Annotated in this window: 22 protein-coding genes; 8 read left to right on the top strand and 14 right to left on the bottom strand. The window is 69.9% G+C overall.

Annotated features, from left to right (window positions below):
• Positions 1 to 36: 36 nt before the first annotated feature.
• Positions 37 to 1,761 (top strand): DEDD exonuclease domain-containing protein, encoded by a 1,725-nt coding sequence (locus AB0C28_RS25380; protein WP_357851888.1) that lies wholly within the window; start codon positions 37 to 39, stop codon positions 1,759 to 1,761.
• 17 nt (positions 1,762 to 1,778) lie between these two features.
• On the top strand, positions 1,779 to 2,066 hold the full coding sequence (locus AB0C28_RS25375; protein ID WP_106242714.1) for an Lrp/AsnC ligand binding domain-containing protein: 288 nt from the start codon (positions 1,779 to 1,781) through the stop codon (positions 2,064 to 2,066).
• Positions 2,067 to 2,163: 97 nt separating this feature from the next.
• Here the strand turns inward: AB0C28_RS25375 and AB0C28_RS25370 are convergent, their stop codons facing one another.
• Genes AB0C28_RS25370 through AB0C28_RS25355 form a run of 4 tightly spaced genes read right to left on the bottom strand, consistent with a single transcriptional unit; the run spans position 2,164 to position 6,459 of the window.
• Positions 2,164 to 3,873: a ubiquinol-cytochrome c reductase cytochrome b subunit gene (locus AB0C28_RS25370; protein WP_357851885.1), complete on the bottom strand. Its 1,710-nt coding sequence runs from the start codon at positions 3,871 to 3,873 to the stop codon at positions 2,164 to 2,166.
• Positions 3,870 to 4,985: a Rieske 2Fe-2S domain-containing protein gene (locus tag AB0C28_RS25365; protein ID WP_357851882.1), complete on the bottom strand. Its 1,116-nt coding sequence runs from the start codon at positions 4,983 to 4,985 to the stop codon at positions 3,870 to 3,872. Before AB0C28_RS25365 ends, AB0C28_RS25370 begins: the two co-directional genes overlap by 4 nt.
• On the bottom strand, positions 4,982 to 5,791 hold the full coding sequence (locus AB0C28_RS25360; protein ID WP_357851880.1) for a c-type cytochrome: 810 nt from the start codon (positions 5,789 to 5,791) through the stop codon (positions 4,982 to 4,984). The genes AB0C28_RS25365 and AB0C28_RS25360 overlap by 4 nt, the downstream gene beginning before the upstream one ends.
• 14 nt (positions 5,792 to 5,805) lie before the next feature.
• Positions 5,806 to 6,459: a heme-copper oxidase subunit III gene (locus tag AB0C28_RS25355; protein WP_346113166.1), complete on the bottom strand. Its 654-nt coding sequence runs from the start codon at positions 6,457 to 6,459 to the stop codon at positions 5,806 to 5,808.
• Positions 6,460 to 6,637: 178 nt separating this feature from the next.
• Between AB0C28_RS25355 and AB0C28_RS25350 the strand changes: the two genes are divergently transcribed.
• Together AB0C28_RS25350 and trpD are read left to right on the top strand one after the other, a co-directional pair.
• A complete protein-coding gene (locus AB0C28_RS25350) occupies positions 6,638 to 7,063 on the top strand; it encodes a hypothetical protein (RefSeq protein ID WP_357851877.1) in 426 nt (141 codons plus the stop codon).
• Between the two features lie 6 nt (positions 7,064 to 7,069).
• Positions 7,070 to 8,116: an anthranilate phosphoribosyltransferase gene (gene trpD / locus AB0C28_RS25345; RefSeq protein WP_357851874.1), complete on the top strand. Its 1,047-nt coding sequence runs from the start codon at positions 7,070 to 7,072 to the stop codon at positions 8,114 to 8,116.
• A 134-nt stretch (positions 8,117 to 8,250) separates the two neighbouring features.
• On the opposite strand, the gene AB0C28_RS25340 is transcribed toward trpD, so the two are convergent.
• From AB0C28_RS25340 to AB0C28_RS25325, 4 genes are all read right to left on the bottom strand, one after another.
• Entirely contained in the window at positions 8,251 to 9,432 is a 1,182-nt protein-coding gene (locus AB0C28_RS25340) for an Ig-like domain-containing protein (protein ID WP_357851871.1), read from the bottom strand.
• Between the two features lie 181 nt (positions 9,433 to 9,613).
• A complete protein-coding gene (locus AB0C28_RS25335) occupies positions 9,614 to 10,027 on the bottom strand; it encodes a cytochrome c oxidase subunit 4 (RefSeq protein WP_357851868.1) in 414 nt (137 codons plus the stop codon).
• Positions 10,027 to 11,616, bottom strand: coding sequence for a cytochrome c oxidase subunit I (gene ctaD / locus AB0C28_RS25330; protein ID WP_357852483.1), 1,590 nt, complete (start codon positions 11,614 to 11,616; stop codon positions 10,027 to 10,029). Before ctaD ends, AB0C28_RS25335 begins: the two co-directional genes overlap by 1 nt.
• 71 nt (positions 11,617 to 11,687) lie before the next feature.
• Complete coding sequence (locus AB0C28_RS25325) at positions 11,688 to 12,350, bottom strand: cytochrome c oxidase subunit II (RefSeq protein WP_357851865.1); 663 nt, start codon at positions 12,348 to 12,350, stop codon at positions 11,688 to 11,690.
• A gap of 331 nt (positions 12,351 to 12,681) precedes the next feature.
• Between AB0C28_RS25325 and AB0C28_RS25320 the strand changes: the two genes are divergently transcribed.
• The 3 genes from AB0C28_RS25320 to AB0C28_RS25310 all read left to right on the top strand — a co-directional run bounded on the left by AB0C28_RS25320 (position 12,682) and on the right by AB0C28_RS25310 (position 14,570).
• On the top strand, positions 12,682 to 13,815 hold the full coding sequence (locus AB0C28_RS25320) for a cysteine desulfurase family protein (protein WP_358077897.1): 1,134 nt from the start codon (positions 12,682 to 12,684) through the stop codon (positions 13,813 to 13,815).
• Positions 13,812 to 14,057: a sulfurtransferase TusA family protein gene (locus AB0C28_RS25315; RefSeq protein WP_043638353.1), complete on the top strand. Its 246-nt coding sequence runs from the start codon at positions 13,812 to 13,814 to the stop codon at positions 14,055 to 14,057. The genes AB0C28_RS25320 and AB0C28_RS25315 overlap by 4 nt, the downstream gene beginning before the upstream one ends.
• 78 nt (positions 14,058 to 14,135) lie before the next feature.
• The gene (locus AB0C28_RS25310; protein WP_357851859.1) at positions 14,136 to 14,570 is read left to right on the top strand and encodes a CBS domain-containing protein; all 435 of its coding nucleotides are present in this window, start codon (positions 14,136 to 14,138) and stop codon (positions 14,568 to 14,570) included.
• A gap of 55 nt (positions 14,571 to 14,625) precedes the next feature.
• Here the strand turns inward: AB0C28_RS25310 and AB0C28_RS25305 are convergent, their stop codons facing one another.
• Together AB0C28_RS25305 and erpA are read right to left on the bottom strand one after the other, a co-directional pair.
• Positions 14,626 to 15,612, bottom strand: coding sequence for a carbohydrate kinase family protein (locus AB0C28_RS25305; protein ID WP_357851856.1), 987 nt, complete (start codon positions 15,610 to 15,612; stop codon positions 14,626 to 14,628).
• Between the two features lie 107 nt (positions 15,613 to 15,719).
• The gene (gene erpA, locus AB0C28_RS25300; protein WP_106242686.1) at positions 15,720 to 16,073 is read right to left on the bottom strand and encodes an iron-sulfur cluster insertion protein ErpA; all 354 of its coding nucleotides are present in this window, start codon (positions 16,071 to 16,073) and stop codon (positions 15,720 to 15,722) included.
• Between the two features lie 163 nt (positions 16,074 to 16,236).
• Here erpA and nadA point away from each other — a divergent pair, with 163 nt between their 5' ends.
• A complete protein-coding gene (gene nadA / locus AB0C28_RS25295) occupies positions 16,237 to 17,388 on the top strand; it encodes a quinolinate synthase NadA (protein ID WP_357851852.1) in 1,152 nt (383 codons plus the stop codon).
• Positions 17,389 to 17,527: 139 nt separating this feature from the next.
• Here nadA and AB0C28_RS25290 read toward each other — a convergent pair whose 3' ends face one another.
• The 4 genes from AB0C28_RS25290 to AB0C28_RS25275 form a co-directional block, all read right to left on the bottom strand.
• A complete protein-coding gene (locus tag AB0C28_RS25290) occupies positions 17,528 to 18,133 on the bottom strand; it encodes an SIMPL domain-containing protein (RefSeq protein WP_358077895.1) in 606 nt (201 codons plus the stop codon).
• Between the two features lie 54 nt (positions 18,134 to 18,187).
• The gene (locus AB0C28_RS25285) at positions 18,188 to 20,401 is read right to left on the bottom strand and encodes a protein kinase (RefSeq protein ID WP_358077893.1); all 2,214 of its coding nucleotides are present in this window, start codon (positions 20,399 to 20,401) and stop codon (positions 18,188 to 18,190) included.
• A 94-nt stretch (positions 20,402 to 20,495) separates the two neighbouring features.
• On the bottom strand, positions 20,496 to 22,193 hold the full coding sequence (locus AB0C28_RS25280) for an alpha/beta fold hydrolase (protein ID WP_358077891.1): 1,698 nt from the start codon (positions 22,191 to 22,193) through the stop codon (positions 20,496 to 20,498).
• Positions 22,194 to 22,348: 155 nt separating this feature from the next.
• Positions 22,349 to 22,909: a hypothetical protein gene (locus tag AB0C28_RS25275; RefSeq protein WP_358077889.1), complete on the bottom strand. Its 561-nt coding sequence runs from the start codon at positions 22,907 to 22,909 to the stop codon at positions 22,349 to 22,351.
• Between the last annotated feature and the right edge of the window lie 4 nt (positions 22,910 to 22,913).

Raw genomic sequence — 22,913 nt, 5'->3', positions numbered from 1 at the left:
CGTTCCTGTCGGTCGACCTCTCTATGGTCTTGGTTCGTGGATCCGGTTCAAGGCACTCTCGACGAGCTCGGCACTCCGCTGAGCGACGTCACGTTCGTCGTGTTCGACCTCGAGACGACCGGCGGCTCGCCCGCCGAGGACGCGATCACCGAGATCGGCGCGGTGAAGGTGCGGGCCGGCGAGGTGCTCGGAGAGTTCTCCACGCTGGTCGATCCAGGGGGGCCGATACCGCCGTTCATCTCGGTGCTGACCGGCATCACCGACAGCATGGTCATGGCCGCGCCCAAGATCGAGACGGTGCTGCCGAGCTTCCTGGAGTTCATCCGCGGCGCGACGCTGGTGGCCCACAACGCCGGGTTCGACACCCGCTTCGTCAAGGCCGCCTGTGCCGCGCTCGGCTATCCGCCGCCGGCCAATCCGGTCGTCGACACCGTCGACCTGGCCAGGCGCGTGCTGACCCGCGACGAGACGCCCAACGCCAAGCTGGCCACGCTGGCCCGGTTCTTCCGCAGCCCCGTCGAGCCGTGCCATCGCGCCCTGGAGGACGCCAGGGCCACCGTCGACGTGCTTCACGGGCTGATCGAGCGGGCCGGGTCCTTCCAGGTGCACACGCTGGAGGAGCTGAAGTCGTTCGTCCGCGCGCCGACGCCCGAGCAGCAGCGCAAGCGTCACCTGGCCGAGTCGGTGCCCCACGCGCCCGGCGTCTACATGTTCGAGGACGAGCGCGGCGAGGTCCTCTACATCGGCAAGAGCACCAACCTGCGCAACCGGGTGCGCTCCTACTTCACCGCCGGCGAGACCCGGCCGCGCATCCGCGAGATGATCGGCATCGCCGAGCGGGTGCGCCACATCGTCTGCGCCACCGCGCTGGAGGCCGAGGTCAGGGAGCTGCGGCTGATCGGCGGCGCCAAGCCGCGCTACAACCGCCGCTCCCGCTTCCCCGAGAAGGTCCTGTGGCTCAAGCTCACGGCCGAGGTGTTCCCGCGCCTGTCAATCGTGCGCGAGCTGAAGGACGACGGCGCCACCTACCTCGGTCCCTTCACCAGCGCCCGGCTGGCCGACGACGCCCGGATCGCGCTGCACGAGGCGGTCCCCCTGCGCCAGTGCACCCAGCCGGTGACGCTGCGCACCCGCAGGGCGGCCTGCGCGCTGCACGAGATGGGCCGGTGCGGGGCGCCGTGCGCGGGCGGGGAGAGCCCGGAGGAATACGCGCTCCACGTCGAGAGCGCCCGGCGGGCCATGACGCTCGACGCCTCCCCCGTCTTCACCGCCGTCTCGGCCCGCATGGAGCGGCTGTCGGTGGAGCAGCGTTACGAGGAGGCGTCGGTCGACCGTGACCGGCTGGCCGCGTTCGTCCGCACGGCGGCCCGCATGCAGCGCCTGAGCGCCATCACCCGCATCCCGCAGCTCGTCGCCGCCAGCCCTGCGTTCGGCGGCGGCTGGGACATCCACGTGGTCCGCTACGGGCGGCTGGCGGCGGCCGGGGTGATGCAGAAGGGCACCCACCCGACCCCCTTCGTCGCCTCGCTGACGGCCGCCGCCGAGGTCGTCCTGCCGGGTCCCGGGCCGGTCCACGCCGCGAGCGCCGAGGAGACCGAGTGCATCCTGCGCTGGCTGGAGTCGCCGGGGGTGCGCCTGGTGGAGGTCGACGGCGAGTGGAGCCTGCCCGCGCGGGGCGCGGCCCGGCACAAGGCCCGCATCGACCTGGCCTACCGGCATCTCGATCAGCGGCGCGATCGGGAGGGGCGACCTTTGAGGTGAAACGATAGAGTTGATGCATGGTCACGGCTATCGTCCACATCAATGCAGAGGTAGACCGGATCCCGGAGGTCGCCGAGACGATCGCCGAGATCCAGGGGGTCAGCGAGGTCTACTCCATCACCGGCGAATACGACCTGCTGGCCATGGTCAGGGTCGCCGCCTACGAGGAGATCGCCGAGGTGGTGCCCGGGCGGATCAACAAGGTGGCCGGGGTGCTCCACACCGAGACCCACATCGCCTTCCGCGCCTACTCCAAGCACGACCTCGACGCGGCCTTCTCCATCGGCTTCCCCGAGGCCGACTGACCCCTCCGAGCGCCTGTCCCAGGCGCACCGTACGAACGCCGGACGGGCCCGGACGAGAGATCTCGTCCGGGCCCGTCCGGTTGTGTGGCGTCAGGTGTCAGTGCGTGATGCTGCGGTCGTCGCCACCGGAGCCGCCACCGGAGCCGCCACCGGAACCGATCGCGGCGTGCTCGTCCTCGTCGTGCCCGTGCCCGTCGCCATGTCCGTCGCCGTGCCCGTGCCCGTCGTCCAGCGGGATCTTCTCCCCGCCGTACGCCTTCGACATGATCGCGCGCAGCTTGCCGATCGGCCCGCGCATGCCCTTGGGCGGGATGCCCGAGGGGTCCTCGGCCACCGGCAGCATCAGCACCGGCGTCTTGCCGCGCATGTGGGCCTCGATGTCCTCCGCCGGCGGCGTGTGGACCTCGATGAACTCACCGTGCGGCAGCCGCTTGATCACGCCGGACTCCACACCGTGCGAGATGATCGCCTGGTCGAAGCGCTGCAGGCCGAGGCACATGCGGTAGGTGATCAGGTACGCCAGCGCCGGCGCGACGAAGATCAGCACCCGGCCGGTGTAAGTCGTCCAGTTGAGGCTGACGTGGAAGAACGCCGCGATCTCGTCGTTGGCGCCCAGCAGCCACAGCACGCCGTAGAACGTGATCGCCGACATGCCGATCGAGGTGCGGTGGGGGTTGTTGCGGGGGCGGTCGGCGACGTGGTGCTCGCGGTTGTCGCCGGTCACCCAGCGTTCGAGGAACGGGTAGAGCGCCAGGCCCGTCATGATGATGCCCATCGGCACCAGCGCCGGGATGATGACGCTCAGCGGCAGCGTGCCCGCGTGGGAGGTGCCGAAGAGGTTGATCTCCCACGGCGGCATGATGCGCAGCGCGCCTTCGAGGAAGCCCATGTAGAAGTCGGGCTGCGAGCCGGCCGACACGTCCGCGGGCGTGTAGGGGCCGAACAGCCAGATCGGGTTGATCTGGGTGAAGGTCGCCAGGCCCGCCACCACCGCCAGCGTGAACAGGAAGTACGCGCCCGCCTTGGCCATGAAGGCCGGGTAGAACGGCGCGCCCACCACGTTGGCGTTGTCGCGGCCCTTGCCCGGCATCTGCGTGTGCTTCTGCACCCACATGAGCACCATGTGCGCCGTGACCAGCGCCAGGATGATGCCGGGGATGAGCAGGATGTGCAGCGAGTAGAACCGGGAGACGACATCCTCACCCGGATATTCGCCGCCGAACAGGAAGAACGTGATGTACGTGCCGACCAGCGGCAGCGAGATCGCCACGCCCTCGGTGATCCGCAGACCCGCGCCGGAGAGCAGGTCGTCGGGCAGGGAGTAGCCGGTCAGGCCCTCGGCCAGCGCCAGCGTCAGCAGCAGCACGCCGATGATCCAGTTGATCTCGCGCGGCTTGCGGTAGGCGCCGGTGAAGAACACGCGCAGCGCGTGCACCATCATGCCGGCCACGAAGAGCAGGGCCGCCCAGTGGTGCATCTGCCGCATGAGCAGACCACCCCGGACGTCGAAGCTGATCTCCAGCGACGACGCGTAGGCCTCGGACATCATGACGCCCTTGAGCGGCGCGTACGAGCCGTCGTAGGGCACCTCACCCATGCTGGGCTTGAACCAGAGCGTCAGGAACGTGCCGGTCAGCAGCAGGATGATGAAGGAGTAGAGGGCGATCTCACCGAGCAGGAACGACCAGTGGTCGGGGAAGATCTTGCGCATGTTGCGCTTGAGGAAGCTCGCCCCGCCGAGACGCTCGTCGAGGAAGTTCGACGGCCCGGCGATGGCCTTCGGCGTTTCCTTCAGCTCGTCGCTCATGCCTGGCCTCCCTTCTCCCTGACCTCGGCCTCGGCGTCGCCGCGTTCCCAGTAGCTGGGTCCGACCGGCACCTCGAAGTCGCCCTGGGCGATGAGGTAGCCCTCGGCGTCGACGGTGATCGGCAGCTGCGGCAGCGGCCGGGCGGCCGGGCCGAAGATGACCTTGGCGCCGTCGGCGGCGTCGAACGTCGACTGGTGGCAGGGGCAGAGGATGTGGTGGGTGTTCTGCTCGTACAGGGCCGCGGGGCAGCCCACGTGGGTGCAGATCTTCGAGTACGCGACGATGCCGTCGTGGGTCCAGTTCTGCCGGACGCCGCTCTTGATCTCCTCAGGGCGGAACTTGATCAGGATCAGCGTGGCCTTGGCCAGGGCGTTGAGGTCGTGCTGGTAGCCCTCGGGGACGACCGACAGGATGCCGCCCGGCGAGTTGAAGTCGGCGGCCCTGATGGGCTGGCCGGTGCCCTCGACGACGAGCCGCAGCGGCTTGCCCTCCTTGGTCTTCTCACCCCAGACCGTGTGGCGCAGCATCGAGTTGAACTTCGCGCCCGGCATCTTGCTGTTGTCGAGGTCGCGCAGGAGCACCAGCGGGACCAGGCCGAGCGGCGCCGCGGCCAGCAGCAGCGTGCGGCGCAGCAGCTTGCGCTTGACGAAGCCGCTCTCGTTGGCCCCGCGCAGGAACGTCTCGCCGACGACCTCGCGGTCCTCCTCGGCGGAGGCCATCGGGTGGCGGTCCTGGACCAGCGAGTACTTCGGCATGATCTGGCGGACCCAGATCACGATGCCGACCGCCAGGCCCAGGATCGCGATGGTGAGCGAGCTGCCCAGGGCGAGGTTGGAGGTGCCGGTCGCCTCGGGGCTGCCCACCTGGAAGTAGACGTAGGAGACGATGAACGCGATGGAGGCCAGGAACGTGATCGTGAAGCAGAGCGCCACGATCCTCTCGGCCTTGCGCGCCTTGGCCTCGTCCTGCAGCGTGACGCCGGGGACGTCCTCCTCGACGGCCGCGGGCGCCTCCGCGGCGCCGAGCATCGAGGTGCCCGGCGCGGGGGTGCCGATGACGCGCTTGGGTACGCGCTCGTCGGGCTGCTCGATCTCGTGCTCGTTGTCTGTCATGACTTCTGTCGCTTCTTCGCGGTGATCCAGATGGCGGCAAGTACGAGGGCGGCGATGCCCACTACGAACGCTACGAGACCTTCGGTGACCGGGCCGATGCGCCCGAGGCCGAAACCTCCGGGGTCGCGCTGCTCACGGACCTGGGTGATGTACGCGATCATGCTGCGCTTCTCTTCCGGCGTGATCGTCGTGTCGTTGAAGACCGGCATGGCCTGCGGGCCGGTGATCATCGCCTCGTAGATCTGCGTCGGGGTCGAGGAGTTGAGGTTGGGGGCGTACTTGCCCTGCGTCAGGGCACCGCCCGCGCCGGCCCAGTTGTGACACTGGATGCAGTTGGCGCGGAACAGCTCGCCGCCCTTGCCCGCGTCGCCCATCGCCGGGTCGACCTGCTCGTGCCCGGGCACCTGCGGGCCGCCGCCGAGCGACTGCACGTAGGCCGCGATCTGGCGGGTCGTCGTCTCGTTGACCCAGGGCGCCAGGGGCTTGCGCGGCGCCTGCGGCCCGGGGGCGCCGGCCGGCATGCGGCCGGTGCTCATCTGGAAGTCGACCGCCGCGGCGCCGACGCCGATGAGCGTGGGCGCCGAGGTGGTGCCCTGCGCGTTGGCGCCGTGGCAGCTCCCGCAGTGCAGCACGAACAGGCTCTTGCCCTCGGCCACGTCATCGACCTTGCCCGCCGCCAATGCCGCGTCGGCAGGCTTGCCCGCCTGGACAAAGGCGGCGTATACCATCCCGACCAGCGCCAACGCGAAAATCAGGACGGCGTATCTCGCGAGGGGATGCCGCCGCCAAGCGGTGATCCTAATCACAGAGATCCCGTTCCTTAACGAATGATGTAGATGGTCGCGAAAAGACCGATCCAGACGACGTCGACGAAGTGCCAGTAGTAGGACACGACGATCGCGCTGGTGGCCTGCTCATGCGTGAAGCGCTTCGCGGCGTACGTGCGTCCCAGCATGAACAGGAACGCGATCAGGCCACCGGTCACGTGCAGGCCGTGGAAGCCCGTCGTCAGGTAGAACACCGAGGTGTAAGCGTTAGCGGACAAGGTCGCGCCCTCTGACGCCAGCTCCATGTACTCGTACAGCTGCCCGGCGACGAAGACGGCGCCCATGAGGAAGCTGATGACGTACCAGAAGCGGAGCTTGCCGACCTGCCCCTTCTCTGCGGCCCACACGCCGAGCTGGCACGTCACACTCGACAGAACCAGGATGATCGTGTTGACCGTCGCGAACGGGATGTTCAGGTGAGCTGCCTCAGAGGCGTCGGCACCGGCTTGCAGGAACGCCGGTCCCCACTCGATGCCTCGGCCCTCGCTCACCGACCGGATGGTGAAGTACATCGCGAACAGCGCCGCGAAGAACATGAGCTCAGAGGACAGCCAGACGATCGTACCGACGCTGACCAGGTTCGGTCTCCGGTACGACTGTGCTGTCGTCGTCGAAGTTATTGCGGATGCTGTCGCCACGGGCAGCATTATTGCGGCTCTGGTGGTCGGTCGGTCGCACGACCCCCCGTTAGCAGGTACAAACCGCCTACCAACCTGGGATAATTGGAACAAAACGCCCAGCAGGCATGGTGGCCTGGGTCCGCACCCCTTCGCACCGGTACGATCCAGGTGACCCTACCTCTTCGACTGATAGTGAGCGCGACCGATGTCCACAGGGAGCACCGACGAGAAGATGAAGGTTCTCGTCTACAGCGACGACGCCGCCACCCGGGCCGAGGTGAGCCAGGCCATCGGCAGGCGTCCCGCGGCCGACGTACCGCTCGTGGAGATCGTGGAGTGCGCCACCGAGCCCAAGGTGCACCAGTGGCTGGCCTCCGGCGAGATCGACGTGGCGGTCCTCGACGGCGAGACGCAGCCGGCCGGCGGCATGGGCGTCGCCCGCCAGGCCAAGGACGAGGTCTACGACTGCCCGCCCATCTGCCTGATCATCGCCAGGCGTGACGACCGCTGGCTCGCCGAGTGGTCCAAGGCCGACGCCGTGGTGCCGCAGCCGCTGGAGCCGATGGTGCTGGCCGACACGGTGGCCGACCTCATGCGCCGTCGTTCCGCCACCCGACTCAACGCTAAGTAGGTGCCCATGGACTCCCGGACGACCTGGCCCTCCCTGCTGTCCGCTCTCCTGTCAGGAGAGCACCTCACCTCCGACGAGTCGGCCTGGGCGATGCGGGAGATCATGTCCGGCGCCGCCACGCCCTCCCAGATCGCCGGCTTCGTGATCGCGCTGCGCGCCAAGGGCGAGACCGTGGCCGAGGTGGTCGGCCTGGCCCGCACCATGCTCGACCTGGCCACGCCGCTGCGCGTCGAGGGCCCCGTGGTCGACGTGGTCGGCACGGGCGGCGACCGGGCCCACACCGTCAACGTCTCCACCATGGCCGCCATCGTGGCCGCCGCCGCCGGCGCGCGCGTGGTCAAGCACGGCAACCGGGCCGCCTCGTCCTCCTGCGGCGCCGCCGACGTCCTCGAACACCTGGGCATCAGGCTCGACCTCACGCCCGAGCAGACGGCGCAGGTGGCGAGCCAGGCCGGCATCGCGTTCTGCTTCGCGCCGGTCTACCACCCCGCGCTGCGCTTCGCCGGGCCGACCCGCAAGGAGATCGGTGTCCCCACGGTCTTCAACTTCCTCGGCCCGCTCACCAACCCGGCCCGCCCGTCGGCACAGGCTATCGGCGTCTACGACGCGGGCATGCTGCCGGTGCTGGCGGGCGTCTTCGCCGAGCGCGGGGTCTCGGCCCTGGTCTTCCGCGGCGACGACGGCCTCGACGAGCTCACCATCGCCGCCACCTCGACGGTCTGGGTGGTCAAGGACGGCACGGCGACGCAGACCACGTTCGACCCCGCGGTGCTCGGCATCCCGCGAGCCGACGTGGGCGCGCTGCGCGGCGGCGACGTGGCCTTCAACGCCCAGGCCGTGCACGACCTCGTGCGCGGCAAGACGGGGCCCGTGCGCGACGCGGTGCTGCTCAACGCGGCGGCGGCCCTGGTGGCGCTCGACGGGCCCGGCGACGACCTCGACTCGGCCATGATCGACGCGTACGCCCGCGCGGTGCAGGCGGTCGACTCCGGCGGCGCGTCCGCCGTGCTGGACCGCTGGATCGAGGCCAGCGGCTCCTTCCGCCCCGTCTGAACCACCCCTCCTGAGCGCCCCGTCTGACCGGTTCGTCCGGACGGGCCGCCCGGACGGGGCTGCCCTCCGGCACGGGGACGTCCGATCCGGCCGTCCCCTCTCCTACCTTCCGTAGTACACGGGCCGGGCCACCGTCAGCGGTCGAGCAGGTTGGTGGGGCCGTCCTTCAGCGCGCTCCACTTGAGCCACTGCTTCCAGGTCTCCTGCCAGTGCCCCCACCCGTTGGTGGGCTCCAGCTTCCGCGGCGTCCCCGTGATGATGATCGGATCGCCGATCAGCGTGTTCTTGATGAACCACGCCGCGTTGCCCGGGCTGACGTTCACGCAGCCGTGGCTGACGTTCGAGTTGCCCTGCGACCCGACCGACCAGGGCGCGCTGTGCACGTACTCGCCACTGTTGGAGATGCGCACGGTGTTGTAGACGGTCAGCCGGTAGTAGCCGGCCGAGCCGGGCCCGATCCCCGGCGAGGTCATCACGGTCACGGGCTCGCGTGACATGGCCAGGTGCACGCCCGAGGTCGTGTGGTACTTCCACTGGCCGCCCTGACCGGCGCTCATCGGCATGGTGCGGACGCGCTTGCCGTCCCGCCGGACGATCAGCACGTGCTCGTTGGTGCTGCCCTTGGTGATCTGCGAACGGCCGATCTTGAAGTCGAGCTTCACGTCGCGCTTGCCGTACATGCCGGGTCCGCCGCGCACGCCGGCCAGTTTGGCCTCCACCCGCACCTTCGTGTGCGCCGGCCAGTACTTCCGCGGCCGATAGTCCACGTGCTGGTCGTCGAACCAGTGCCAGGCCCCCTCGACCGGTTTGGAGCTGTGCACGCTGAGGTTGCGCTCGACGGCCACCCGGTCGGTGACGGGCTGGTCGAAGGCGATCATGACGGGCATGCCGACGCCGACCGTCAGCCCGGTGTCGTCCTTGTTCGGGGTGATGGTCGCGATGTCGAACGTCTTGCCGCCCTTGACCGTGGTGAACCCGCTGCGGCTCTCGCTCTGCTTGCCCGCCGCGTCGGCGGAGACGGCGGTCACCGTGTACGAGGTGCCGGGCCTGGCGGTGCCGACGCTGCGCCACCGGGTGCCGTCGGCGCTGAGGACACCCTTGAGCGGGCCCGCCTTGCCCCCGTCCACCCGCACGCTCTTCAGCGTGCCTCCCTGGACCGAGACGACCACGGGCTGGTCCGTGGGCACGTTAGACGTCTTGTCGGCCGGAGAGAACCCCACAGAGGCGCCGGGCGCCTTCCCGGCCATGGCGACCCCCTGGGGGTCCTGCGCCGGGCTCTGCGCCGAGCACGCCGCCAGCAGCGCCAAGGCCAGCAAGCCGGCCGATCCATACGCTCCTCGCCCCACGAGTACTCCCTCGCCCGAGATCGAACCTATCCGCCTCCTTTATTACCCTGAGTAATTGATTCACCACATCCGTACACTGGTAAAGAACACCAAAAAGCGGGCGTCCCTCTCCAAGAGGAAGACGCCCGCTCCAGGTGTGGTGCCTCAGTGCTCAGTGCGAGAAGTGGCCCCGGTAGTACTGGAAGACGAATCCGATCATCGCCATGATGATCAGGAAGACGCCGATCAGGAACATCCAGAAGCCGATCACGAACCCGGCGAAGGCGAAGGCCGCCGCCAGGCAGAGGAACAGCGGCCACCAGCTGCTCGGGCTGAAGAAGCCGATCTCACCCGCGCCGTCACTGATGTCGGCCTGCTTGTCGTCCTCCGGCTGCGCGCCGATGCGCCGCGCGGTGAACATCAGGTAGTAGCCCACCATGAACGCGAAGCCGACCGAGATGGCCATGGCCGTGGTGCCGACCGGCTCACCCTGGCCCGTCGCCGCCTTGGTCCAGAACCAGTAGGCGATGTCGACGCCGGCGAAGAAGACGCCGCACAGCAGGAAGAGCCAACCCTGGACCTTCATCAGCCCTCGACCTCCTGGGTGGACTTGGCGGACGCGTGCGGGTAGTGCAGGTCGAACGCGGGGCGCTCGGACCGGATGCGCGGCAGCCTGGTGAAGTTGTGCCGCGGCGGCGGGCAGGAGGTCGCCCATTCGAGCGAGCCACCGTAACCCCACGGGTCGTCCACGGTGACCTTGGGCGCGCTGCGCCAGGTCTTCCAGACGTTGTAGAAGAACGGCAGCGTCGAGGCGCCCAGCACGAACGCGCCCACCGACGACAACAGGTTGAGGTCGGTGAAGCCGTCGGCCGGGCTGTAGTCGGCGTAGCGCCGCGGGAAGCCGGCCATGCCCAGCCAGTGCTGGACCAGGAACGTCGTGTGGAAGCCGATGAACAGCAGCCAGAAGTGCAGCTTGCCGAGCTTGTCGTCGAGCATCTTGCCGGTGAACTTGGGCCACCAGAAGTAGAACCCGGCGAACATCGCGAACACCACGGTGCCGAAGACCACGTAGTGGAAGTGGGCGACGACGAAGTAGGTGTCGCTGATGTGGAAGTCGAGCGGCGGCGAGGCCAGGATGACGCCCGTCAGGCCGCCCAGGAGGAACGTGATGAGGAAGCCGACCGAGAAGAGCATCGGCGACTCGAAGCTCAGATGGCCTCGCCACATCGTGCCGATCCAGTTGAAGAACTTCACGCCCGTCGGCACCGCGATGAGGAACGTCATGAACGAGAAGAACGGCAGCAGCACCTGCCCGGTCGGGAACATGTGGTGCGCCCAGACCGTGATGGACAGGCCCGCGATCGAGATCGTCGCACCCACGAGGCTGATGTAACCGAAGATCGGCTTACGGCTGAAGACCGGCAGGATCTCGGTGACGATGCCGAAGAACGGCAGCGCGATGATGTAGACCTCGGGATGGCCGAAGAACCAGAACAGGTGCTGCCAGAGCAGCGCCCCGCCGTTCTCCGAGGTGAAGATCTGGGTGCCCAGTTTGCGGTCGGCCTCCAGCGCGAGCAGGGCGGCGGCCAGCACGGGGAAGGCCATCAGCACGAGCATGCTGGTCAGCAGGATGTTCCAGGTGAAGATCGGCATCCGGAACATGGTCATGCCGGGCGCGCGCATGCAGATGATCGTGGTGATGAAGTTGACCGCGCCGAGGATCGTGCCGAGGCCGGACAGGGCCAGGCCCATGATCCACAGGTCGCCGCCGACGCCGGGCGAGTTGATCGCGTTGGACAGCGGCGTGTAGGCGAACCAGCCGAACGAGGCCGCGCCGCCCGGGGTGAAGAAGCCCGAGACGGCGATGAGGCTGCCGAACAGGTAGAGCCAGTAGCTGACCATGTTGAGGCGCGGGAACGCCACGTCGGGGGCGCCGATCTGCAGCGGCATCAGCTCGTTGGCGAAGCCGGCGAACAGCGGCGTCGCGAACATCAGCAGCATGATCGTGCCGTGCATGGTGAACAGCTGGTTGAACTGCTCGTTGCTGGTGAGCTGCAGGCCGGGCTGCGCCAGCTCGGCCCGCATGATCAGCGCCATGACGCCGCCGATCAGGAAGAAGGCGAACGACGTGATCAGGTACATGTGCCCGATGATCTTGTGATCAGTCGAGGACATCCACTTGGCCAGGATCTGGCCCTTGGAGATGGGCCTGACCGGCGCTGTCGTCAGTGGTTCGTGGATGGCGGTCACTGGGCACTCCCCGCCTGCTGGGTCGCGATGTACTGGCTCCACTCCTGCTCGTTCACGAGCTTCACCGAGAAGAGCATCCGGCTGTGGTCGACGCCGCAGAGCTCAGCGCAGCGACCGGCGAAGACGCCGGTGCGGTCGAGCGTCGTGATCTGGAACTTGCGGCCCGGGTTGTTCTCGGGGATGCCGGGGATGACATCGCGCTTGAACAGGAACTCGGGCACCCAGAACGAGTGGATCACGTCGTCGCTCGACAGGTCGAACTCGACCTTCTTCTTCACCGGCAGGACGAGCTGGGGGCCCTGGTGGAAGTCGCTCACCGGCACGCCGGAGACCGGCGCCAGCGTCTTGCCGTCGACGGTCGTGGTGAAGCGCCAGCTCCACTGGTACGCCTCGACCTTGACCTTGACGGGGGCGTCGCCGTCGACCTTGGCCAGCACCTCGCTGTCGCGGGCGGTGAAGAAGAAGAACACCGACACCATGACCAGCGGGATCAGGGTGTAGAGCATTTCGATCGGCAGGTTGTAGCGCACCTGCGGCGGCAGCTCGGCCTTGGCCCTGCGCTTGCGATGGAAGAACGACGCCCACAGGATCAGCACGATGACGACCGCGCCCGTGGCGAGTGCGGCGATCCAGGCCCCGTTCCACAGACTCTGGACCACACCGGCCTCTTCGGTGATGTGGTCGGGAAGAAGGCCGCGAGACCAGTTGGCCTCGGGGACGTCATTAGCACACGCCGTAGCAGTGGCCAGCAGCAACGCCAAAGCGGCGGCTCGTGGCACCCTGCGCCGGGCCAACGAACGCCGCGTCGTACGGCGAGTCGGACTCACGGATCGCCTACCCCACAGATGAAGCCCAAGAGTCTCTCCCTTGGGCGCTCGTATTGCTGTTTTCTGCATCAAGCACAGACTGACAAGCAGACACATTAGCGTGCGGGTGCCTCGCCCCACCTCTCGACCCCTCGATGGCGCCGGAAGTGGGACGATGTATCCCGTGGCGTATTTCGACGCGGCTTCCAGCGAGCCGCTCCACCCCCAGGCGCGCGAGGCGCTGCTGGCGGCGATCGACGCCGGCTGGGCCGACCCGGCGAGACTCTACGGGGCGGCCCGCCGCGCTCACCTGCTGCTGGAACAGGCCCGCACGGAGGTGGCCGAGGCACTCGGCGCGCGCCCTGACGAGGTGTCGTTCACCGCGTCGGGCACGCAGGCCGTGCATCTCGGCGTGCTCGGCACCCTACACGGAAGACGCAGAGCCGGACGCCACCTGGTGACGAGCGCCGTCGAGCACTCCAGCGTGCTGCACGCGGGCCAGGTGCACGAGCGCGAGGGCGGCACGGTCGAGACGGTGGGCGTGGACCTGAGCGGGCGGGTGGACCTGGCCCGCTTCGCCGAGGCGGTCGCCGCGCCCGGCACGGCGCTGGCCTGCCTGCAGACGGCCAACCACGAGGTCGGCACCACCCAGCCGGTGGCCGAGGCGGCCGAAGCCTGCCGCGAGCACGGCGTTCCGCTGCTGGTGGACGCGGCGCAGACGGCGGGCCGGATGCCGATCCCGCTCGGCTGGTCGGTGCTGGCGGCCAGCGCCCACAAGTGGGGCGGCCCGGCCGGGGTGGGCGTGCTGGCGGTGCGGAAGGGCACGCGCTTCCGCTCGTTCCTGCCCGAGGACGAGCGGGAGCGGCGGCGGGTGCCGGGCTTCGAGAACGTCCCCGCCGTCGTCGCGGCGGCGGCCGCCCTGCGCGCGGTCCGCGCCGAGGCGGAGGAGGAGCAGGCGCGGCTCTCCGCGCTCGTCGACCGGATCAGGGCCAGGGTCAAGGAGACCGTCCCCGACGTGGAGGTCATCGGCGACCCCGTCGGTCGGGCCCCGCACATCGTCACCTTCTCGTGCCTGTACGTCGACGGGGAGGCGCTCCTGACCGAGCTCGACAAGGCGGGTTTCGCCGTATCGTCAGGAAGTTCGTGCACCGCTAGTACGCTTCGTCCATCGCACGTCCTTGAGGCCATGGGCGTGCTGACGCATGGCAATGTCCGGGTGTCGCTTGCCAGGGGCACCGGCGCGGACGAGGTCGACGCCTTCCTCGCCGCGCTGCCCGACCTGGTGCGCCGGATCCGGCAGGACGCAGGAGTCGCATGACCGAGGTTACCCAGCCGGCTTTGACGATCGACGCGCTCGGCAAGAAGTGCCCCATCCCGATCATCATGCTCGCCGAGCAGATCAACTACGTTCCGCTCAACGCCGTGGTGGCCGTGCTGGCCGACGATCCCGCGGCCTACACGGACGTGCCGGCGTGGTGCAGGCTGAAGTCGCACCGGCATGTGGGGTCGTACGAGCTGCCGGAGGGCGGCTGGGCGATCCACGTACGCCGCAACTACTGAAAGGCCCGCCGGCCGATTCAGGCCCCCACAGCGGGTAGGGCCTCCCCTTAGGAGTCATCGACAACTCGGGGGGAAGTCATGATCAGCGGAAATCCGCGCGAGACCGCCCGCGACATCATGAGCACGGGCGCGGAGTGCATCGCGGCACACGAGACCCTGGACCGGGCGGCGCAGATGATGCGCGAGAAGGACGTGGGCGCCCTGCCCGTCTGCGGTCCTGACGACCGCGTCACCGGCATCATCACCGACCGCGACATCGTGCTGAAGTGTGTCGCGGCCGGTCACGACCCGTCCAGCGTGACGGCGGGCGAGCTGGCCGTCGGGCTGGTCTGGGTGCCGTCGGACGCGACCGTGCAGGAGGCGCTGGCCCGCATGGAGGAGCACCGGATCAAGCGCCTGCCGGTGATGGAGAACGGCCGCATCGTCGGCATGATCACCGAGGCGGACCTGGCCAGGCACCTGCCCGACGGCGAGCTGGCCGAGTTCGTGCACCGCGTCTACGCCATGCGCTGAAACGCCGTCCGGGCCGTCCCACGCACGTGGGGCGGCCCGTCTCACGTTCTCCGGCTCAGGGGTGGTAGCAGCGGACGTGGGGGGCGATCTCCGCCGCGGCCTCCGCGCCGTACGCGGCGGAGAACCGCTCCAGGAATGCCTTCTGCCCGAGCTCGTACTCCTGCCCGCCCACGCGCTCCAGCACGTGGGTGGCGGTCAGGTTGCCGATCTGCCCGCACCGCTCCAGCGGCAGGCCCCAGGCCACGCCGGCCAGGAACCCCGCGCGGAAGGCGTCGCCGACGCCGGTGGGGTCGGCCTTGCCCCGCTCGGGGGCGGGTGCGACCTGGATGGACGGCTCGCCCTGGCGGTCGATGACGGCGCCCTTGGGGCCGAGCGTGGTGATCCGGACGCCGACCCGGCCGAGGATCTCCTCGTGGGACCAGCCGGTCTTCTGCTCGATGAGCCCCTTCTCGTAGTCGTTGCCGAACAGGTAGGCGGCGCCGTCGACGAGCTGGCGGATCTGCTCGTCCTCCATGCGGGCCAGCTGCTGGGAGATGTCGGCGGCGAACGGGATGCCGCGCTGGCGGCACTCGTCGGAGTGACGCAGCATGGCGTCGGGGTCGTTGGGGCTGATCAGGACCAGGTCGAGGCCGCCCAGGCGGTCGGCCACGGGCTGCAGCTCGATGAGCCGCGCCTCGGCCATGGCGCCGGTGTAGAACGAGGCGATCTGGTTGTGGTTCTCGTCCGTGGTGCACAGGAAGCGGGCGGTGTGCTGGGTCTCCGAGACGTGCACGGAGCCGCACTCGACGCCATGGCGCTCCAGCCACGAGCGGTAGTCGGCGAAGTCGTTGCCGACGGCCCCCACGAGGATCGGCTTGAGGCCGAGACAGGCCATTCCGAACGCGATGTTCGCGGCGCAGCCGCCACGGCGGATCTGGAGGTCATCGACCAGGAAAGAGAGCGACACCCGATCGAGTTGCTCGGCGATGAGCTGGTCGCCGAAGCTCCCAGGGAAGGTCATCAGGTGATCTGTCGCGATGGAGCCGGTTACGGCGATGCGCACGGGATTCTTCTTCCTCGTTGTCAGCAGGCCAATGAGCCCCACGAGGATACGCGAAGGTCCCGCACGCACAAAGGCGAGCGGGACCTGCGGGCCGTGGGCGACCCGTTCTAGTTGAACGAGTCACCACAGGCGCACGAGCCCGTGGCGTTGGGGTTGTCGATCGTGAAGCCCTGCTTCTCGATCGTGTCGACGAAGTCGATCGAGGCGCCCATCAGGTAGGGGGCGCTCATCCGGTCGGTGACCACGCTGACGCCACCGAAGTCCGACACGACGTCACCGTCCATCGAACGGTCGTCGAAGAAGAGCTGGTAGCGCAGGCCGGAGCAACCTCCTGGCTGCACGGCGACCCGCAGCTGCAGACCTTCCTCGCCCTGCTGTTCGAGCAGGTTCTTGACCTTGGCGGCGGCCGCGTCAGTCAGGATCAGGCCCTGTGCCGTGGTCTCGCTGCTCTCAACCGTCATCTGCTGACTCCCTAACCCGGCTGTCTGTTTTCGACGTCCTGCTAATGACGCTACCAACACCTGGGCGATGCCACACATTCCCGGGGCCCCCTCCCCGAGAATGACCACATTTCTCCGTGTGCCATGATGGGTATCGTCAGAACGACGATAAGGGGGTACGGCCATGGCCACCCAGACTGGACTGCCGCTCTTCGTACTCGGCCAGGGTGCCGATCCGCACAGCGAGAAGGGGGTCGACTGTCCCGGCGAGCTGCCGCCGGCCTCCGACCCCGGCCTGGTCGAACGGGCCCGCAAGGCCAAGGAGGCGCTCGGCGAGCGCCTGTTCGTGCTCGGCCATCACTACCAGCGTGACGAGGTCATCCAGTTCGCCGACGTGACGGGTGACTCGTTCAAGCTGGCCCAGCAGGCGGCGGCGCGGCCCGAGGCCGAGTTCATCGTCTTCTGCGGCGTGCACTTCATGGCCGAGTCGGCCGACATCCTGACGGGCGCGGGCCAGAAGGTGGTCCTGCCCGACCTGGCGGCCGGTTGCTCGATGGCGGACATGGCCACGTTCGACCAGGTCGAGGAGTGCTGGGAGGCGCTGGAGGACGCCGGGCTGGCCGATCAGGTGGTGCCGGTCACGTACATGAACTCCAGCGCCGACATCAAGGCGTTCTGCGGCAGGAACGGCGGCGCCGTGTGCACCTCCTCCAACGCCCGCCGCGCGCTCGACTGGGCGTTCTCGCGGGGGGAGAAGGTGCTGTTCCTGCCCGACCAGCACCTCGGCCGCAACACCGCGGTGCTGGAGATGGGCATGTCCCTGGAGGACTGCGTGGTGTGGAACCCGCACCGCCCCAACGGCGGCCTGACCAGGGAGCAGCTTGAGCGGGCCAGGATGATCCTGTGGCGGGGCCACTGCTCGGTGCACGGCCGCTTCACCGCCGAGTCGGTGGACGACGTACGCGCCCGCATCCCCGGCGTCAACGTGCTCGTGCACCCCGAGTGCCGGCACGAGGTGGTGCTGAAGGCCGACCACGTGGGCTCGACCGAGCACATCATCAAGACGCTGGAGGCGGCGCCGTCGGGTTCGAGCTGGGCCATCGGCACGGAGCTCAACCTGGTCAAGCGGCTGGCGCAGACGTTCCCCGACAAGGACATCTCGTTCCTGGACCGGACCGTGTGCTACTGCTCCACCATGAACCGGATCGACCTGCCACACCTGGTGTGGGCGCTGGAGTCGCTGGTGCTGGGCGAGGTCGTCAACCAGATCACGGTGGACGCGGACACCACCCACTGGGCCAAGGTCGCCCTGGACCGCATGCTGGCCCTTCCGTAGGGCCCGGCTCCAGGGCACGGCTCCGGGGCACGGCTCCAGGGCACGGTGAGGCGCCGGGCCGGGGCGGTGTCGCGGCCCTGGCCTGGCCCGCTGCGGACCCTGGCGTGGCGCGGGCCGGCTGAGCTCAATTCCGTTCAGGTCAGGCGAAGTCGTAGCCGAGGCGTACCGTGACGGTGAGCGACTGGCGGCCCGGGCTGATCGAGGCTTCCGAGTCGGCCGCGAAGTTCGCGGCCATGCGTGCCATCGGCCGCGGCGGCGCGGTGAAGTCCTCGCTCACCTCCGTCACCCGCCCCAGCGGGCGCCCGGCCAGCTCGGCGTACTGCGCCGCCTTGGCCGCGGCGTCCCTGAACGCCCGTACCCGCGCTTCGGCCAGCGCCGCGGCCGGGTCGGAGCGTTCGAAGGCCACGCCGTTGAGCCTGGCCTCCTCCCCCACGCCCGCCACGGTGTCGATGACGTGATCGGCCCTGCTCAGGTCGCGGACGACGACCTCGACGCCCTGGACCGCCCGGTACGCGGCCACCTCCGGGTAGTTGGCGTATTCGGGCCCCAGCGACAGCTCCACCGTGGTCACGTCGTCGGCGGCGATGCCCTCGCGTCTGAGCGCCTCGGCCAGCCGGGCGGCGGCGGCCCGTACGGCGGCGAACGCCTCGGCGGCGGAGGTCCTGCGCACCTCGACGCCCGCGTGCAGGCGCAGGATGTCGGGCGCGGCCAGGACCGAGCCCTGGCCGATCACGGTGATGTCCACGAGGCCCAGCCCCTTCGCATGGGTTCCACCCCGATCTTAGGACGCCCCCGGGATCTACGCGGGCACGCGGGCGAAGCGGAATCCCATCTTGTCGAACTCGGCCTTCTCCGCCGCCGTCGCCAGCACCCGCGACACCTGGCCCTTCAGGTCGATGACGACCGCCTCGTACCCCCCGCCCTTGGTCCGCCACACGGCCAGGTGCTCGTCGTCCCACCAGCCGATGAGGCGGACGGCGGCGAACGGGATCGTCACCGCGTCCGTGTCGCCGCCGGAGGTGGAGCGGGCGCACAGCGTGGTGGCGTCCCTCGTGCAGTGGGCCAGGAAGCGGGTGCCGGTCGGCGAGACGTCGTCGCCCTCCACCCACACCGGCGCGCCCACGTTCGTCAGCGTGCGCAGGAGCCTGCCGTTGAGGTCGTAGAACGTCATCCGGTCGCCCACCCACGTGCCCACCGCCTGGCCGCCGGCGTCCCAGAAGAAGCGCCACTTGCCCGCGCCCTGCTCCTTGATCTCGAACACGCGGCCCTTCTCATAGGTGACGTCGATGATGCCGTAGCCGTACTCGACCGTGTCGTCCTGCGTGCCCTTGAAGAGGGTGACCAGGCCGTACCTGCCGTCGGGCGACCAGCGCGGCGTGGTGGGGAAGACCGGCCTGGGGCTGAGCCTGACCAGGCGTTTGCCGCCGGTGGCGTGATCGACGATCGAGACGGTGGCGAAGCCGTCGGTGGTGTAGTCGGCGTCGGTGGCGAGCGCGCGGCCGGTCCTGGGGTCGAGGGCGTACTCGAAGTAGCGGCTGTCGGCGGCGAATGTGCCGGTGGCGGGCTGCCTGACGTAGAGGCGCTTGCCGCTGTCGAGGGTGTAGGAGACGAGTTCGATGGGGTCGCCGGCGTGCTCCTCGACCCGCACCGACGTACCGGGCAGGGAGATCGAACGGGTGGCGGGGTGCGTCGTGGCGGGGCCTGTCGTGGGCGGGGTGGCGGGGGCGGAGGTGACGACCTGGGCGGCCGATGACGTGGGCGTCGCGCCGCCGCCGCCGGAACCCTCGGAGAGCCGGACGGCGACCAGCGCGGTGGCCGTGACCAGGGTGAGCGCCCCCGCTACAGCCGCCGTGACCACCCATCCGGTACGCCGGCGCCGGGTCGGCCACGTGGGCGGACCGGGACGCGGCAGTGGCTGCGCGGCGCCTGACTGGGGCGGGCCCGGGCGCGGCGGAGGGCCCGGCACGTGCGAACCGGCCGCTGTGTACGGGCCACCTGCCACCTGCGGGCCTGCCGTCGTGTACGCGCCGCCTACCGCCTGTGAACCGCCTGCCGCCTGCGGACCTGCCGCCGTATATGGGCCGCCTGCCGTCTGCGGGCCGGCCGGCGGCGTGTGCGGGCCGGCCGCCGCGCTGCCCTGTTGGAGCAGCCCGGACCCCTGGGCGCCGGGTAAGTGTCCGCCGGAGGCCGCCCTGGGGGCGGGGGCGTGGCCGAGGAGGCGCATGAGGGCGTCGCTCGCCGACGGACGTCCGGCGGGGTCCTTGGCCAGGCACTCCGTGACGAGCGCGCGCAGGGCGGGATCCGCGATCGAGCCGGTGTCGGCCTCGGTGTGCAGGATCCGGTTGACCACCGCGGGCACGCTGTCCTGCCCGAACGGCGGCTGCCCCGAGGCGGCGTACAGCAGCGTGCACGCCCACGCGAACATGTCCGATCTCGGCCCCGGGTTCGACTGGGTGAGCTGCTCAGGCGCCATGTACGACGGCGTGCCGATCACGGCCACGGTGAGGGTCGAGCTGAGGTCGAGCGCCTTGGCGATGCCGAAGTCGATCACGCGGGGGCCGTCGGAGGCCAGGAGCACGTTCGACGGCTTGAAGTCGCGGTGCACGATGCCTGCCTGGTGGATGGCGACCAGCGCGGTGATGGTGCCGATGGCGAGCCGGTGCAGGGAGGTGCCGGTGCGGGGGCCCTGCTCGCGTACGACGTCGGCGAGGGTGGGGCCGTCGATGTACTCGCTGACGATGTACGGGCGCCCGCCGTACAGGCCGGTCTCGACGACCTGCGCCGTGCAGAACGGCGCCACCCGCCGCGCCATCGCCACCTCGCGGACGAACCGCTCCGACGCCTCGGCGTCGCCCGCCAGGTCGGCGCGCAGCAGCTTGAGCGCCACCTTCGTGCCGTCCGGTGCCGTGGCGAGGTAGACGATGCCCTGCCCGCCCTCGCCGAGCCGGCCCGACAGGCCGTACGCGCCCACCGTCGCGGGATCGCCTGGCCGCAGACCCGCCAGGTCAGGCATTGGCACCCCCACAAATGGCCTCTTTTCCCGCCATTCTGGTGGGTGGCCCGCATATCCGTCACCCGTTCGAGCAACGCCGCCTCCGCCGACCGGCTCAGGGCCCGCTCCCCCCGTCATTGGATGTGGACTCCCGAGGCGACCCCTCGCTGGCCTCGGGCACCTGGGACGACACATCTCGCCGAACGTGAACGGGAGACAGGGCCGCGTCGGCGGCAGTGTGCGGGTGGTGGAGGTGAATACGCCGTCCAGGCCCTGGTACGCGTACGTGCTCGCCCCCGAGCTCGTCCGCCAGCCGCTCCCTGCAGCCGTCCCGGTCGCCCGCACTGATCACGACGACCGGCACCCCCGGGAACGGCTTCTCGGCCCGGAGCCTGCGCAGGTCGGCGGCCATGTCGCCACGAGCCAGCCACTCCCCCGCCATCGCGGAGACCGCCGTGCCGGTGCGGTAGATCCCCGACGGGTCGGGCAGCCCGGTGAGCAGCCGGTGCGCGGGCGGGCCTGTCAGCCGGGCCAGGACGGTCGCGCCCCAGGTCTCGCCGAGCGCGGGCAGCCAGCGCCCCACCGTCCTGGTGGCCGCCGCCGGCGCAGGCCGTTCGCCGACGCGGACCGGATCCACCAGGACAAGCCGGGCCAGGCACAGCGGGTGCAGCCGGGCGAACGCCTCCGCGTGCCAGCAGGCGACACCGTGGGCGATGACGGTGACCTGCTGGGGGTGGGCCGGGGCCAGCGCGGCCAGCCGGGCGACCTCGGCGTACAGGGTCGGCGGCACGGGCGAGGGCGGACTGAGCCCAAGCCCGGGACGATCGAACCGAATCACCCGACGACCGGCGGCAGCAAGCAGACCAGCCACCACGTCCCAGTGAAACCAGGCCCCCGCCGCCCCCGCCGCGATCAACACCGCAGGCCCGTCCCCCTGCACGACGACATGCTGCCTCCCACCCCCAGCTACCACCCCACCCGAACCCACCCCGCTACCCGCACCCGCAGCGCCGGCTCCATGCCACGCTTCCGCCGCACCTGCGAGCCCCCCGGCACCCGTCTCCATCGGGTGTCCCGCATCGGCCCCGTCCACCGCACCGGTCGCTTCTCCAGCGCCTGCGGCGCCGTCCGGGCGGACGCGGGCGCCGCCTACTCCGCCCATGCGGCCGGGGGCGATTCTCATGGCAGGGGTCAGTGCTTCGTTCTCTTCCCGGTCGTCGGAGACGAGCAGGCGGAGGGCCACGTACACGAGCCAGAAGGCGATCACGGCGAGCTGGGCCCGGTGTGCGAGCCCGGCGCCGCGCCCGCCGGCCAGCCCGGCCACGGTGAGCACCGTCGCGGCCAGGGTGAGCCAGGTGAACAGCCACGACACCCACGACCGCCAGCTCGCGCCGAGCAGCGCCATCGCGGCCACCACGGCCCCCGTGCTCAGTGCGCCCGCCACGAGGTGGATCAGATGGCCGGACGAGGTCCCCTGATGGCCGCAGAGCGGGTCGCTCACCGTGGCACAGTCCAGCGGGAACAGCCCGGTCACGACCGTGAGCAGCCCGAACGCGGCCAGCGCCAGCCAGCCGGGCCATTCGCGCGCCACCCTCGGCACGAGCGTCACGCCGAGCAGGCACGCCAGCCCCGCCAGCACGTCGCTGACCCGGAACAGACGCGTCCACGGCTGGTCACGGGCGGCCAGCTCGCCGACGTAACCGTCGGTCCTGTCCACGGCGGGGGTGGTGAACTGCCCGGTCATCCAGGCGCTGCCGAGTACCGCCGCCACGATGAACGCGGACGCGGCGAACACGAACAACCTTCGCTCCACGTAATGATTAGATCACCGTGGGCGATCGTCGCACATAAGAGCCCCACCCAGAGCCCCGCGCGGAACCCGGCAAAGCTCGGCACGGAGCGCACGGGGCCCGCCGCGAGCCGAGCCCCGCGTGAAACGGGTCAGGGCCGCTCGCGGAAGGCGGGCGCTCAGAGCCCGGGAGCGCCCCAGACGGGGAACCAGCGGCTGAGGTCCTTCTCCAGCGGCAGCTCGCCCTCCAGCGCTCCCCTGGCCTGCAGTTCGAGCGCGTTGTCGCGTTTCTGTCCGGAGGTGGGGGCGAACGGGTAGAAGGTGCCGCGTTTGTACAGGTACACCACGGCCAGCCGCCCACCGCCGTCAGGACGGGCGAACGACACCAGCGAGCACAGCAGCGAAGGCCCGAACCCGGCCTCCTCCAGCGACGAGTTCACCGCGTGCAACTCGGTGACCAGGTCGCTGAGGGCGTCGGGTGAGCGGCGTACCAGGAGCCAGGTGTAGCCGTAGCCGTCGTCGGACTCCTCGACCCGCTCGCCGAGCAGCGCCTTGACGTCGCGTTCGAGCGTGGCGAACGCGACGCCCTCGGCGGCCCTGAACGCCACGGAGCCGGAACCGGTGGGGACGAGCCCGGTCGCGGCCTGCAGCGTCACGGCCGCCGACGGCAGCGCGAACAACGCGTCGAGGTTGGGCTGGACCGGCTTCGACCGGCCGAGGAGCGAGTCGAGCCAGCCCATGAGG

Source organism: Nonomuraea sp. NPDC048892, from assembly GCF_040649735.1.
Taxonomy (GTDB): Bacteria; Actinomycetota; Actinomycetes; order Streptosporangiales; family Streptosporangiaceae; genus Nonomuraea; species Nonomuraea maheshkhaliensis.
This window is presented reverse-complemented; position numbering and strand designations above follow the sequence as displayed.